Source organism: Demequina lignilytica (assembly GCF_030418305.1).
In the GTDB taxonomy this organism is placed as follows: Bacteria; Actinomycetota; Actinomycetes; order Actinomycetales; family Demequinaceae; genus Demequina; species Demequina lignilytica.
In genome coordinates, this window is record NZ_JAUHPX010000001.1 from 662376 (window position 1) to 675600 (window position 13225).

Sequence of the window (13225 nt, forward strand, 5' to 3'; positions counted from 1 at the left end):
GGCCCGCCGACACGGCGGGCACCCGGCGACGCCGCGAGGCCCCTCGCGCGCGCATTTGCCGGACCCGGGATGCGTCGGTTACCCTAGTGCGGTTGCCCGAGCACCCGGGCCCCACAGATTTGCAGGCACCTATCGGCCTGCGCCGACTCTAGGAGAACTATCGTGGCTGCAAATTGCGACGTCTGCGGCAAGGGACCGTCCTTCGGTCACTCCATCTCGCACTCGCACCGCCGCACCAAGCGTCGCTGGAACCCGAACATCCAGCGCGTGCGTGCCGTGGTCGCCGGCACCCCCAAGCGTGTCAACGTGTGCACCTCGTGCCTCAAGGCCGGCAAGGTCACCCGCGCCATCTGACGCGGACCTGCCCGTCCCCGACGGACGCTCCCTTGACGGGGGCGTCCGTTTTCTTTTTCACGCGGCGCCGGCTCAGGCGCCGAAGTGGTCCCATCCCAGCCGGTCCGGCTCCTCGCCGTCGACCCGGATCCCGGCGAACGCGTCCGTCGTCTCGCCCACCACGGTCCACCCGCCGGGCACCATCGAGGCGCGCGGGAAGACCGCGAGCATCGCGTGGTCCTCGCCGCCGGTGAGCGCCCACGGGCGCGGGTCCACCTGGAGCTCGATGGCGACGAGCCGCGCGCCCTCGTGCAGCGGGACGTCGGCGCCGAGGATCTCGATGCCCACCTCGGACGCGCGCGCGATACGTGCCGCGTCGCGGAGCAGGCCGTCGGAGATGTCCATCAGCGCGGTGGCGCCGTGCAGGGCCGCCTCGAGGCCCGCGCCGATCCGCGGCCGCGGTCGGCGGAACAGCCCGATGCTCTCGGCGTCGATCTCCCGGCCCTCGGCGAGCTGGACGTAGCCGGCGGCCGCCGCGCCGAGCGGCGCCGAGACCGCGACCAGCTGCCCGGGCAGCGCGTCGGCGCGCGTGATCGGCTCGGTCCCGTGGGTCTCGCCGAGCACCGTGACGGAGACGATCACGTCGCGCGCGCCGGACAGGTCGCCGCCCACCACGCCCACCCCGTGCGGCTCGCACGCCTCGCGCAGCCCGTCGGCGAAGCGCAGCACCCAGTCCGCGTCGAGCGACGCGGGCGCCGCGAGCGTGACCTGCAGCGCGGTGGGGACCGCACCCATGGCGTCGATGTCGGCGAGGTTCTGCATGGCCGCCCGCCACCCCACGTCCTCGGGGCTGGACCAGTCCATCCGGAAGTGGACGTCCTGCACCAGGATGTCCGAGGAGACCACCAGGTCGCCGTCGACGGCGACCACCGCCGCATCGTCGCCCGGCCCGAGGATCTCGGAGTCCGTCACGGGCAGCCGCGGGGCGAACGCCGCGATGAGCGCGTCCTCCCCCATCTCGCCGATCGTCGTCATGGGGCCAGCGTAGGCCGGGCGGGACCGGGTCCGGACACCTACGCTGGCGGCATGGAGATGCCCCGCCCGACCGACGCCCAGAAGGACGCCTTCCGCTCGCTGGTGCCCGACGCGCCCGGCGTCGAGGTGCGACCGATGTTCGGCCAGCTCGCCGCGTTCGTGGGCGGGAACATGTTCATGTGCCTGTTCGGCGACCGCGTCGCGTTCAAGCTCGACGAGCCGGCCCTGGAGGCCGCGCTGTCCCGCCCCGAGGCCGCGCCCTTCGCGCCCGGCGGACGGACGATGCGCGAGTACGTCTCCCTGCCGCTCGCGGCCGAGTCCGGCGAGGAGACCGACCGGGCGCTCGCCTACGTCGCGACGCTGCCGCCGAAGCCGCCCCGCCGCTGACCGGGACGCGGCCGGCGCGGGTCCCGGCGCGGCGCCCGGTATCCTCTGCGGTGCGCCCATCGCCGCGCGCTCATCCCGTCAGCATCCGAGGAGCGCCTTCATGACCGAGCCCACCACCGCCCCCGCCGGGACGCCGCACACCGTCCTCGAGGACGTGGTCGGCGTCCTCACGGGCTGCACGCTCCTCGGCGTCGGCCTGGTGCTGCTCAAGGCCGGCGGCCTGGTCACCGGCGGCACCGCGGGTCTGTCGCTGCTGCTGAGCTACGCGATGCACGTGCCGCTGCCGGTCCTGCTCATCCTGGTCAACCTGCCGTTCATCGCGCTGGCCGCATGGAAGTCGGGCTGGACGTTCGCGCTGCGGTCCGCCGCGACCGTCGGGCTCGTGTCGATCACCTCGGCGGTCGCCCAGCAGTTCCTGCACATCGAGAACGTCGACACGGTGTTCGCCGCGATCGCCGCCAACGTGATCTGCGGCGTGGGCATCCTCATCATCTTCCGCCACAAGTCCTCCGTCGGCGGCTTCTCCGTGATCGCGGTCATGCTGCAGGAGCGCACGCGGATCCGCGCCGGTCACGTGCTGATGGTGCTGGACACCTCGGTGATCCTGCTGTCCTTCACCGTGCGCGAGCCGTGGGTCGTGGCGATCTCCGCTCTGGGCGCCATCGCGCTGAGCGTCATCATCACCATGAACCACAAGCCCGGGCGGTACACGGGCTACTGAGCCCGCTCACGCCTCCGCGGCGTGCAGCCACGCACCCCGGCGCGTGATCCGCCAGTACGCGATCCCCAGGAAGACCCCGCGCGCGGCGTTGAACAGCAGGAACGCGCGCCACAGGTCGTGGTTGCGGCCGTCGGGGATCCAGGCGAGCCCCGCGAGCAGCACCGGCACGAACACGACGATCACCGAGGCCGCCATGGTCCACGCCATCGCGCGCGTGCGTCCCGATCCCAGGAACACGCCGTCGAAAAGGTAGGCGCCCGCGGAGACCAGCGGCAGCCACACCACCCAGCCGATGTAGTCGTCGACCGCCTGCGTCACCTCGGGCAGGGAGGTCAGCACCGACACGAACGGGCCGGAGGCGACCAGGTACAGCAGCGAGAACGCCGCGCCGATACCGACGGCCGGCAGGGCGGAGGCGGCGACCGCCCGGTGGAAGGCGGGCACGTCGCGCGCGCCGATCTCGCGCGACACCATCGCCTCGGCGGCGTGCGCGTAGCCGTCCTGGCCGTAGCTGGCGAGCAGCATCAGCTGCATCAGGATCGCGTTCGCCGCGAGGATCTCGGGGCCCAGCCGGGCGCCGTACGCGGTGACGAACATGAGCACCGCGTAGATCAGCGCCGTGCGGATCACCAGGTCGGTGTTCATCGCCATGAGGCGGCGCCATCCCGAGCGCAGCCCGCGGCCGCGCCAGCGCCGCGCCCCCGCGCGCAGCGAGGACGGTGCCGCCCGCCACCACAGCACGAGCGCCAGCGCGAGGCCCAGCCACTCGGCGATCACGGTCGCCCAGGCCGCGCCCGCGGAGTTCCACCCGAGCCCGCCGACGAACGCGACGTCGAGGCCCAGGTTCACCACGTTGACGGTGGCGACGATCGCGAGCGGGCGGCGGGTGTCGCCCGAGCCCACGAACCATCCGCTGATCACCAGCGTGAGGAGCGCCGCGGGCACCGAGGTCATGCGGATCCACGCGTACTGGATCGCGAGCTCGCGCACGTCGCCGGCGGGCGCCAGCACCGACATCAGGGCCGGGATGGCGATCCACTGGAGCACCAGGGCCCCCGCGCCCAGGGCGACCGCGAGCAGCGCCGCGCGCTGCGCGTGCGTCAGCGCCGCATCGTCCCGTCCCGCGCCGCGCGCGCGTCCGACCAGCGACGTGGTGCCGGTCCGCAGGAACCCGACGAGCCACATCAGCGCGCTCAGGACCGTCGAGCCGAGCGCCACGGCGCCGATGTGCGTCGCGGTCGAGAAATGGCCCAGCATCGCGGTGTCGACGAGGCCCACCAGCGGCACCGTGACGTTGCCGACGATCGCGGGCCAGGCCAGGGAGAAGGCCCGGCGATGCGGGAGCGGCGCGGGTGTCACACGGCGACGTTACCCGGTCCGGCGGACGCCCCGGACGCCCCTAGGCTGAGAGGCATGATCCCCCGTCCGGCAGCCGCCGCAGCCGTGCTCGCCGCGGCCGCCGCACCCCTGCTGACGGGCTGCGCGTCGCCGCTGGTGGTCGACCCCGCGCCGTACGCCGCCGACGTCGACTGCGCGCGCGTGATGCTGGCCATGCCGGAGGACCTGGGAGGGCTGCCGGGGCAGCCCACGAGCTCGCAGGCGACCGCCGCGTGGGGCGAGGAGTACCCGCTCGTCATGCGCTGCGGCGTCGAGCCGCCCGGGCCCACCACCGACGAGTGCCTCAGCATCGAGACGTCGGCCGCGACCGTCGACTGGCTGGTGATCGACGAGGGCGGCACGTGGCGCACCGTGACCTTCGGGCGCTCCCCTGCGGTCGAGCTCGTGGTGCCGAAGGAGCGGGCGCAGGACGCGCTGGGCGACGTGCTCGCGGAGGTCTCCCCGGCGGCCGCCCTCGCGCCCGCCAACGGCCTCGAGTGCCGCTGACCCGGTCCCATCCGGTCCCGCCCGGCCCTTTCCCGGACACTCCGCACGGATCTGGGCGCGACACGCCGGTCAGGAGCGACGATGCGCGTCCCCCGGACGGCGTGTCGGCCCCGGTTCCGTGCGGGCTGTCCGGGGGCGGGAGGTCGGGCCGAGGCGCGGGTTGAAGCTCAGCGCAGCAGGCCCGCCGGGCGCGCCATCGCGGTCGCGAGGAGCGTCTCGACGAGCGCCGGGTACGCGATCCCGGCCGCCGCGGCCATCCGCGGGTACATCGAGGTGGTGGTGAAGCCGGGCATCGTGTTGATCTCGTTGACCACCACGCCACCGTCGGGCGCCACGAACACGTCGACCCTCGCGAGGCCCTCGGCCCCCACGGCGACGAAGGCGCGGCGCGCGAAGTCGGCGACCACGTTCGCCACGTCCGGCTCGAGGAACGTCGGGCACAGCAGCTGCACCGCGTCCTCGTCGAGGTACTTCGCCTCGAAGTCGTAGAACTCGTGGTCGCCGCCCGTCACGATCTCACCGGCGGGCGAGGCGAGCAGCCCGTCGGGCGTCGCCAGCACCGCAGTCTCGATCTCGCGGCCCACCTGGGCGGCCTCGATCAGCACCTTCGGGTCGTGCCGCACTGCCTCCGCGAGGGCCGTGTCGAGCGCATCCCACGACGACACCTTCGAGATCCCCATCGACGAGCCGGCGCGCGCGGGCTTGACGAACACCGGCAGCCCGAGCGCCTCGATCGCCTCCCGCTGCTCATCGGCGCCGAGCGCGGGGGTGACCACCACATCGTCCGCCACGGGCAGGCCGGCGGCCCGGAAGGCGATCTTCATGAACTGCTTGTCCATGCCGAGCGCGGACGCGAGCACGCCGGAGCCGACGTAGCGGACGTCGGCGAGCTCGAGCGCGCCCTGGATGGTGCCGTCCTCGCCCCAGGGGCCGTGGAGCAGGGGGAACACCACATCGATCGATCCGAGCGAGCTCACGGACCCCGAGTCGGCGACCTCGCGCCACTCGCTCACCCCGGCCTCGAAGGGCGGCACCACGACCGCGTCGGTCGGGGCGACCGACGGCATCTCGCCGTCGACGATCCGCCAGTCCTCGGGCCGGTCGGACACCCGCGTCCACCGTCCGTCGCGCGTGATCCCGATCGCGACCACGTCCCACCGGTCGCGGTCGATCGCGCCCAGCACGCCGCCGCCGGTGACACAGGACACGCCATGCTCCGACGAGCGGCCTCCGAACAGCACCGCCACCCGGGGTCGGCCCATCAGCCGACCTCGGCCTTGCGGGGACGCGACAGGAGCGTCTCCACCACGGTCGACGGCGGCACCTCGCCGGAGAGCATCCGCACCACGCCGTCGCAGATGGGGACCTCGACGCCCGCGGAGGCCGCGAGCTCGCGGATCGACTGCGCGGTCTTCACGCCCTCGGCCGTGCCACGGGTCAGGGTGATGGCCTCCTCGAGCGAGGCACCGCGCCCGATGTGCGCGCCCAGCGTGTGGTTGCGGGACAGCGGCGACGCGCACGTGGCGATGAGGTCGCCCATCCCCGCCAGCCCCGAGAAGGTCTCCGGACGAGCACCCAGCGCGAGACCGAGCCGGGTGATCTCCGCGAGCCCGCGGGTGATCACCGTCGCGGTCGTGTTGTGCCCGTAGCCCAGGCCGTCCGCGACGCCCACGCCGACCGCGATGACGTTCTTGTAGGCGCCGCTGAGCTCCACGCCGACCACGTCGGCGTTGGTGTAGGGACGGAAGTACGACGACGCCGTGGCGGCGGCCACGCGCTCGGCCGCCTCGGTGCTCGTCGACGCCACGACCGTCGCGGTCGGCTGCCGCTCGGCGATCTCGCGCGCGAGATTCGGTCCCGACACCACCGTCACACGGTCGTCGGGCAGGCCCCACACCTCGGAGATCACCTGCGACATCCGCTCGTGCGTGCCGAGCTCGATGCCCTTCATGAGCGACACCGCGAGAGCGTGGTCCGCGAGCAGCGGGCGGAAGGGCTCGAGGATCGCTCGCGCCCGTTGCGACGGCACCGCGATCACCACGAGCTCCGCGTCCGCGAGCGCCTCCGTCGCATCCGTGGTCGCGTGGATCCCGGCGGGCAGCTCGATGCCGGGCAGCGACGTGTCGTGGCGACGCTCGTCACGCACCGCACGGATCACCGCCTCGTCGCGGCCCCACAGGGTGACGTCGGTGCCCGCGTCCGCGAGGACGGCGGCGAAGGTGGTGCCCCAGGCGCCGGCGCCGAGCACCGCGGCGCGGGTCACCGCTTCTCCCCCTGCGCCCGCATGTCGTAGGGCTTCTCGGGCGGCGTCTCGCCTCGGATCTCCGCGACCATGCTCGTCAGCGTAGCCATGATGCGGTCCGTCGCGGCGCGCAGCGTCTCGGTGTCGACCTTCCCGCCGGCCACCCGGGCGCGGAGCTCGTCGAGGTCGACGGGCGGGCCGGCGACCACCGTGATGGTCTTGCGCGGGAACGGGTGCGGCACCTTCTCGTAGCGCCCGAGCAGCCGATGCGCGCCCCACTGGGCGACGGGGATCACGGGCACGCCGGTCTCGAGCGCCATGCGCGCGACGCCGGTGCGGCCCGCCATCGGCCAGAGGTCGGGATCGCGGGTGAGCGTGCCCTCCGGGAACATCGCGATCATGTCGCCCCGCTCGAGCACCTCGACGCCCTTGTCCACGGCCTCCTTGGCGCGCGACGTGCCGCGGTACACCGGGATCTGGTCGAAGCCGCGCAGCGCCGCCCCGATCACGGGGGCGGAGAACAGCGACGACTTGGCGAGGAACCGCACCACCTGCCCGTTGTTGTAGAGGAAGTGCGCGAGCGTGATGGGATCCGCGTACGTCACGTGGTTGGACACGGCGATGTAGCCCGTGTCCGACGGGAGGTGCTCGGCGCCGTGCCAGTCCTTGCGGGTCACGGACGTCATCAGCGCCTGGAGCGGTCTCGCGGCGTTGCGATAGAACCGGCTGGGTGCGGTGGCCATGCGGCTACTCGACCTCCGCCCCGAGCGCGGCGAGCTTCCCGCGGAAGCTCTCGTACCCGCGGTCGATGATGCCGATGCCGCGCACGGTCGAGGTCCCCTCCGCCGCGAGGGCCGCGATCAGGTGGGAGAACCCGCCCCGGAGGTCGGGCACCTCGATGTCGGCCGCCGCGAGCGGCGTGGGCCCGGAGATCACCGCGGAGTGCTTGAAGTTGCGGGCGCCGAACCGGCAGGCGCGATCCCCGAGGCACTCTCGGAACAGCTGCACGTGTGCGCCCATCTGGTTGAGCGCCTGCGTGAAGCCGAAGCGCTGCTCGTAGACCGTCTCGTGGACGATGCTGAGGCCCTTGGCCTGCGTGAGCGCCACCACGAGCGGCTGCTGCCAGTCCGTCATGAAGCCGGGGTGCACATCCGTCTGCAGCGCGATCGACCGGAGGTCGCCGCCCGGGTGGTAGAACCGGATGCCGTCCCGCACCACGTCGAACTCGCCGCCCACCTTGCGGAACACGTTGAGGAACATGCCCATGGTGCGCTGCTGGGCGCCGTGGACGAAGATGTCGCCCTTGGTCGCGAGCGCCGCGGACGCCCAGGAGCCGACCTCGATGCGATCGGTGAGCGAGAAGTGGTCGTAGCCGTGGAGGCGCTTGACGCCCTCGATGGTGATCGAGCGGTCCGTGTCGACCGAGATGATCGCGCCCATCTTCTGGAGCGTGTCGATCAAGTCCTTGATCTCCGGCTCGACGGCCGCGCCCTCGAGGTGGGTGATGCCCTCGGCCATCACGGCGGTCAGCAGCAGCTGCTCGGTCGCCCCGACGGACGGGTACGAGAGCTTGTGCTTGATGCCCTTCAGGCCGCTCGGCGCGGTGAGGTAGAGCCCGTCCTCCATCTGCTCGACGTGGGCGCCGAACTTGGTGAGGATCTCGAGGTGGAAGTCGATGGGCCGGTCGCCGATCCGGCACCCGCCCAGGTCGGGGATCACGGCGTGGCCGAGCCGGTGGAGCAGCGGCCCGCACAACAGGATCGGGATGCGCGAGGAGCCGGCGTGCGCCGCGATCTGCGCGGCGTCCGCCTTCACCAGCTCGCTGGTGTCCATGCCGAGCACGCCGGTCTCGACGTCGTAGTCGACGCCGACGCCGTGCAGCCGCAGCAGCGAGGACACCACCGCGACGTCGCGGATCTCGGGGACGTTGCGCAGGGTCGACGGAGTGCTGCCGAGCAGCGCCGCGACCATCGCCTTGGACACGAAGTTCTTGGCCCCGCGGACGGTGATCTCGCCCGTGAGGGGGCGCCCGCCGGTGACCCGGATGGAATCGGTCATGGGGACCATCATCCCCTACTCGCGGCGGCCTCACGCATCGTCCGACGTAGACTCGCCGCGTGACCGCCGCCGCCATCTTCGCCGGGCTGAGCACGCTGGACATCGTCCAGCTGGTCGAGCGCCTGCCGGCGTCGAATCAGAAGGTCGCGGCCCTGGACTTCCTGGTCGCGGCCGGAGGGCCCGCCACGAACGCCGCGGTCGCGTTCGCGCGCTGCGGCGGCGCACCGGCCCTGGTCACCGCGCTCCCGCGCCACGACCTCAGCGCGCTCATCCGCGCGGACCTCGACCGGTGCGGCGTCCGGCTCGAGGCGGTCGCGGCGTACGACGGCCCGCCCGTGACGGCCTCGATCATGGTGACGCGGGCGACCGGCGACCGCGCCGTGGTCTCGCCCAGCGGGATCGCGACCGCCGGCGGTGTGGCCGCCGAGCGCGAGACCCCGATCGACGGCATCGGGGCCGTGCTGGTCGACGGCTACTTCCCGGACGTGTCGCTGCCGATCGCGCGGCGCGCCCGCGACGCCGGCATCCCCGTGATCCTCGACGCCGGGTCGCACAAGCCGCACACCGATGAGGTGGTCGCCGCCTGCGACATCGCTGTGGTCTCGGATGACTTCGCGCCGCCCGGCACCGGCGGCGAGCCGTCGGCCGTGCTCGCCTACCTCGCCGGCCTCGGCGTCGCCACCGCCGTCATCACGCGCGGCGGCGGCTCCGTGCTGTTCTCGACGCCCGCATCGTCCGGCGAGGTCGAGGTCCCCCGGGTCTCGCCCGTGGTCGACACCCTCGGCGCGGGAGACTTCTTCCACGGCGCGCTGACGTGGCGCATCGCGTCGCTGGGACGGGACGATGCGCGGCTCGCCGACGACATCGCGTTCGCCTCCGCGGTGGTCGCGGAGTCGCTCGGCAGCTTCGGCACCCGGGCCTGGCTGGCCTGACCGGCGGCCGGCTCAGACGGACTCGGGGTGCATCTCGTCGAACGCGACGACCACGTCCGCCAGGTCGATCGTCGGGGCGACCAGCGCCGCGTTCGCGGCATCCACGCGATCCACCCACGCCACCGCCTCATCGAGCGTCCTCCCCGTCGTGACGCGCCGCTCGATGAGCCGTTCCCGCGCGCCCTCCCACGACGCCTCGATGCCCCAGAGCTCGGCCAGGAGCGGTCGGACGGCCGCCCACGGCCCCTCGGGCAGCGCCAGGTAGTTGCCCTCGGTGATCACCACGCGCGCATCCGGGTGGATGAGCATCCGTGCGGGCACCACGTCGTGGCTCTCGCGGTCGTAGTCCGGCGCCCACTGGGCCATGCCCAACCCCGAGCGCACCTGACGCAGCAGCGCGACGTAGCCGTCGACGTCGAACGTGTCGGGCGCGCCCTTGCGGTCGGCGAGGCCCTGCGCGGCCAGCGTGGACGCGGACAGGTGGAAGCCGTCCATGGGCAGGTACGCCGCGGGCGTGCCGTAGGCGCCGAGCCGCCGCACGAGCGCGGTCGCCGCCGTCGACTTCCCGGAGCCCGGGATGCCCGCGATCCCGATCACCACGCGGCCGCCGCCCGCGGCGAGGGCGCGCGCCCGCTCGGCGAGCATCTTGATCATGGCGCGGTCACGAAGATGTCCAGCAGCTCCGGATGGTGCGCGTGGACCAGCACGCCGAACACGACGGCGTCGAAGAGGAGGTGCACGGCCACAACGTACGGCAAGGACTTGGTCCGCGCGAAGATCCAGCCCTGCACCAGCGCGAACGGGATGGTCAGCAGCGGCCCCCAGGACCGGTAGCCGAGCTCCCACAGGAAGCTGACGAAGACGACGGCCTGGAGCACGTTGGCGAGCGGCATCGGGAAGTGGCGGCGCAGCAGGGCGAAGACGACGCAGATGAAGAACAGCTCGTCCCACAGGCCCACCGCGTTGACGCCGACGAACAGCCGCGCGATCTCTCCCCCGCTGTCCAGGTCCGGCCAGTTCGCGTAGACGCCCGAGGAGATGAAGTAGAACGGCAGGATCAGATAGCCCGCGAGCACCACGATCCCGAGGTAGATCCACATGGTCCGGGTCCATCGCTGGCCGGTGCCGATCGGGAACTGGATGGTCGACTCCTTGAAGACGAGCCGCGAGATCAGGGTCGGCACCAGGACGGCCGCGCCGAGCGCGAGGGTGAAGCGCATCATCCCGGCGTCCGACAGGTCCGCCTTGAGGGAGATGGTGGAGATGATCACCTGGCCGAGCGCGATCAGCCCCAGGTCGCGGCCGAGCGCCCGATCGACGATCAGACCCAGCACCACGCCCGCCGCGAGCGGCACGTAGCCGAGCGGGCGCACGTGCACGGCGAACAGCAGCACCGCGGCGCCCACCACCAGGACGGCGGCGGCGACCCTCAGCGCGAACCTCATGCAGGGACTATGCCAGATGCGTCGAGGCCCGCACCCCGGGCGGGGTGCGGGCCTCGACGGACGATGCGCGGCGCGGGGTCAGGCGTCGACGGGACGCGCCGCCTCGATCTCGACCTTGGGCAGGGTCTTGGCCGGGAGCGTCTGCGGACGCCACGCGGCGCGGGTGCCCTCGAACGCCGTGATGTCCTCCTCGTGCTGGAGGGTCAGGCCGATGTCGTCGAGGCCCTCCATGAGGCGCCAACGGACGTAGTCGTCGATCTCGAACGGGACCGTGAGCTCGCCGCAGGTGACCGTGCGGTCCTCGAGGGAGACCGTGATCTCCTTGCCGGGCTCGGTCTCGAGCAGCTTCCACAGCAGCTCGATGTTCTCCTGGGAGACGATGCCGGTCAGCAGGCCCTGCTTGCCCGAGTTGCCGCGGAAGATGTCCGCGAAGCGGGAGGCCAGCACCACCTTGAAGCCGTAGTCCTTCAGGGCCCACACGGCGTGCTCGCGCGAGGAGCCGGTGCCGAAGTCCGGGCCCGCGACCAGCACCGAGCCGTGCTTGTAGGCGTCCTGGTTGAGGATGAACTCCGAGTCGCCGCGCCAGGCGGCGAACAGGGCGTCGTCGAAGCCCGTCTTGGTGACGCGCTTGAGGTAGACCGCGGGGATGATCTGGTCCGTGTCGACGTTGGAGCGGCGCAGCGGGACGCCGACGCCGGTGTGGGTCGTGAACTTCTCCATGACTGTTCTCCTTGTCTCAGACCAGCGCCGCGGGGGCGTCGACCAGGTCGGCGGGGCTGGACAGCGTGCCGCGGACCGCGGTGGCGGCGGCGACCAGCGGCGACACCAGGTGGGTGCGGCCGCCCTTGCCCTGACGGCCCTCGAAGTTGCGGTTCGACGTGGACGCCGAGCGCTCCTGCGGCTTGAGCTGGTCCGGGTTCATGCCCAGGCACATCGAGCAGCCGGCGTTGCGCCACTCGGCGCCGAAGTCGAGGAAGACCCGGTCGAGGCCCTCGGCCTCGGCCTGCAGGCGCACGCGAGCCGAGCCGGGGACCACCAGGAAGCGAACGCCCTCGGCCTTGGTGCGGCCCTTGATCACGTCGGCGGCAGCGCGGAGGTCCTCGATGCGCCCGTTGGTGCAGGAGCCGAGGAAGACCGTGTCGATGGCGATCTCGCGCAGCGGGGTGCCCGGGGTGAGGCCCATGTACTCGAGCGCGTTGGCGGCGGCCTCGCGGTCGACCTCGTCGGGGATGTCGGCGGGGTTGGGGACCGCGGCCGAGAGCGGCAGGCCCTGGCCCGGGTTGGTGCCCCAGGTGACGAACGGCTCGAGGTCGGCCGCGTCGAGGTTCACCTCGGTGTCGAAGGTGGCGTCGTCGTCGGTGACCAGGGTGCTCCAGTAGGCCACCGCATCGTCCCAGTCCTGGCCCTCGGGGGCGTGGGGACGGCCCTGCACGTAGTCGAAGGTGGTCTGGTCGGGGGCGATGATGCCGGCGCGGGCGCCCGCCTCGATCGACATGTTGCAGATGGTCATGCGCGCCTCCATGGAGAGCGCACGGATCGCGTCGCCGCGGTACTCGAGCACGTAGCCCTGGCCACCGCCGGTGCCGATCTTGGCGATGATCGCCAGGATGATGTCCTTCGCGGTGGAGCCCTCGGGCAGCTCGCCGTTCACGTTGATCGCCATGGTCTTGAAGGGCTTGAGCGGCAGCGTCTGCGTGGCGAGCACGTGCTCGACCTCCGAGGTGCCGATGCCGAAGGCCAACGAGCCGAACGCGCCGTGGGTCGAGGTGTGCGAGTCGCCGCAGACCACCGTCATGCCCGGCATGGTGAGGCCGAGCTGCGGGCCGACCACGTGGACCACGCCCTGGTCGGCGTCGCCCAGCGAGTGGATGCGGATGCCGAACTCCTCGGCGTTCTTGCGCAGCGTGTTGATCTGGACGCGCGAGGTCTCGTCCGCGATCGGCAGGTCGATGTCGAGCGTCGGGGTGTTGTGGTCCTCGGTCGCGATCGTGAGGTCCGGGCGACGGACCGGGCGACCGGCGAGGCGGAGGCCCTCGAACGCCTGCGGGCTGGTGACCTCGTGGCACATGTGGAGGTCGATGTAGATGAGGTCAGGGGCGCCGTCCTCCCCCTTGCGGACCAGGTGGCTGGCCCAGAGCTTCTCGGCGAGGGTGGTTCCCATGGCGATCTCCTTGACCTGTCGACATCT

Annotated in this window: 15 protein-coding genes; 5 read left to right on the top strand and 10 right to left on the bottom strand. The window is 72.4% G+C overall.

What is annotated here, in order from left to right:
- The first annotated feature begins 162 nt into the window (after positions 1–162).
- The gene (gene rpmB, locus QQX10_RS03070; protein WP_301120081.1) at positions 163–354 is read left to right on the top strand and encodes a 50S ribosomal protein L28; all 192 of its coding nucleotides are present in this window, start codon (positions 163–165) and stop codon (positions 352–354) included.
- Between the two features lie 72 nt (positions 355–426).
- On the opposite strand, the gene QQX10_RS03075 is transcribed toward rpmB, so the two are convergent.
- A complete protein-coding gene (locus tag QQX10_RS03075; RefSeq protein ID WP_301120079.1) occupies positions 427–1368 on the bottom strand; it encodes a thiamine-phosphate kinase in 942 nt (313 codons plus the stop codon).
- Positions 1369–1419: 51 nt separating this feature from the next.
- Between QQX10_RS03075 and QQX10_RS03080 the strand changes: the two genes are divergently transcribed.
- The gene (locus QQX10_RS03080) at positions 1420–1755 is read left to right on the top strand and encodes a TfoX/Sxy family protein (RefSeq protein ID WP_301120077.1); all 336 of its coding nucleotides are present in this window, start codon (positions 1420–1422) and stop codon (positions 1753–1755) included.
- Positions 1756–1855: 100 nt separating this feature from the next.
- Positions 1856–2476, top strand: a complete 621-nt coding sequence (locus tag QQX10_RS03085) for a YitT family protein (RefSeq protein WP_301120075.1) — start codon at positions 1856–1858, stop codon at positions 2474–2476.
- Positions 2477–2482: 6 nt separating this feature from the next.
- Here QQX10_RS03085 and QQX10_RS03090 read toward each other — a convergent pair whose 3' ends face one another.
- Positions 2483–3835, bottom strand: coding sequence for an MATE family efflux transporter (locus tag QQX10_RS03090; protein WP_301120073.1), 1353 nt, complete (start codon positions 3833–3835; stop codon positions 2483–2485).
- 54 nt (positions 3836–3889) lie between these two features.
- Here QQX10_RS03090 and QQX10_RS03095 point away from each other — a divergent pair, with 54 nt between their 5' ends.
- Positions 3890–4360 carry a DUF3515 family protein gene (locus QQX10_RS03095; protein ID WP_301120072.1) on the top strand — a complete coding sequence of 157 codons (471 nt, stop codon included), beginning with the start codon at positions 3890–3892 and terminating at the stop codon, positions 4358–4360.
- Between the two features lie 167 nt (positions 4361–4527).
- On the opposite strand, the gene QQX10_RS03100 is transcribed toward QQX10_RS03095, so the two are convergent.
- From QQX10_RS03100 to murA, 4 genes are read right to left on the bottom strand one after another with little or no spacing between them, the layout of a single operon-like run.
- Complete coding sequence (locus tag QQX10_RS03100; protein ID WP_301120071.1) at positions 4528–5622, bottom strand: D-alanine--D-alanine ligase family protein; 1095 nt, start codon at positions 5620–5622, stop codon at positions 4528–4530.
- Positions 5622–6623, bottom strand: a complete 1002-nt coding sequence (locus tag QQX10_RS03105; protein ID WP_301120070.1) for an NAD(P)H-dependent glycerol-3-phosphate dehydrogenase — start codon at positions 6621–6623, stop codon at positions 5622–5624. Before QQX10_RS03105 ends, QQX10_RS03100 begins: the two co-directional genes overlap by 1 nt.
- Complete coding sequence (locus QQX10_RS03110; RefSeq protein ID WP_301120069.1) at positions 6620–7345, bottom strand: lysophospholipid acyltransferase family protein; 726 nt, start codon at positions 7343–7345, stop codon at positions 6620–6622. The genes QQX10_RS03105 and QQX10_RS03110 overlap by 4 nt, the downstream gene beginning before the upstream one ends.
- A gap of 4 nt (positions 7346–7349) precedes the next feature.
- Positions 7350–8660 carry a UDP-N-acetylglucosamine 1-carboxyvinyltransferase gene (gene murA, locus QQX10_RS03115; RefSeq protein ID WP_301120068.1) on the bottom strand — a complete coding sequence of 437 codons (1311 nt, stop codon included), beginning with the start codon at positions 8658–8660 and terminating at the stop codon, positions 7350–7352.
- A gap of 59 nt (positions 8661–8719) precedes the next feature.
- On the opposite strand from murA, the gene QQX10_RS03120 reads away from it, so the two are divergent.
- Positions 8720–9592, top strand: coding sequence for a PfkB family carbohydrate kinase (locus QQX10_RS03120; RefSeq protein WP_301120067.1), 873 nt, complete (start codon positions 8720–8722; stop codon positions 9590–9592).
- 12 nt (positions 9593–9604) lie between these two features.
- Here QQX10_RS03120 and QQX10_RS03125 read toward each other — a convergent pair whose 3' ends face one another.
- From QQX10_RS03125 to leuC, 4 genes are all read right to left on the bottom strand, one after another.
- Positions 9605–10246 carry a nucleoside/nucleotide kinase family protein gene (locus tag QQX10_RS03125; RefSeq protein WP_301120066.1) on the bottom strand — a complete coding sequence of 214 codons (642 nt, stop codon included), beginning with the start codon at positions 10244–10246 and terminating at the stop codon, positions 9605–9607.
- Entirely contained in the window at positions 10243–11037 is a 795-nt protein-coding gene (locus QQX10_RS03130; RefSeq protein WP_301120065.1) for a CPBP family intramembrane glutamic endopeptidase, read from the bottom strand. The genes QQX10_RS03125 and QQX10_RS03130 overlap by 4 nt, the downstream gene beginning before the upstream one ends.
- Before the next feature lie 78 nt (positions 11038–11115).
- Positions 11116–11757: a 3-isopropylmalate dehydratase small subunit gene (leuD, locus tag QQX10_RS03135; protein WP_301120064.1), complete on the bottom strand. Its 642-nt coding sequence runs from the start codon at positions 11755–11757 to the stop codon at positions 11116–11118.
- A gap of 16 nt (positions 11758–11773) precedes the next feature.
- Entirely contained in the window at positions 11774–13198 is a 1425-nt protein-coding gene (gene leuC, locus QQX10_RS03140) for a 3-isopropylmalate dehydratase large subunit (protein ID WP_301120063.1), read from the bottom strand.
- Between the last annotated feature and the right edge of the window lie 27 nt (positions 13199–13225).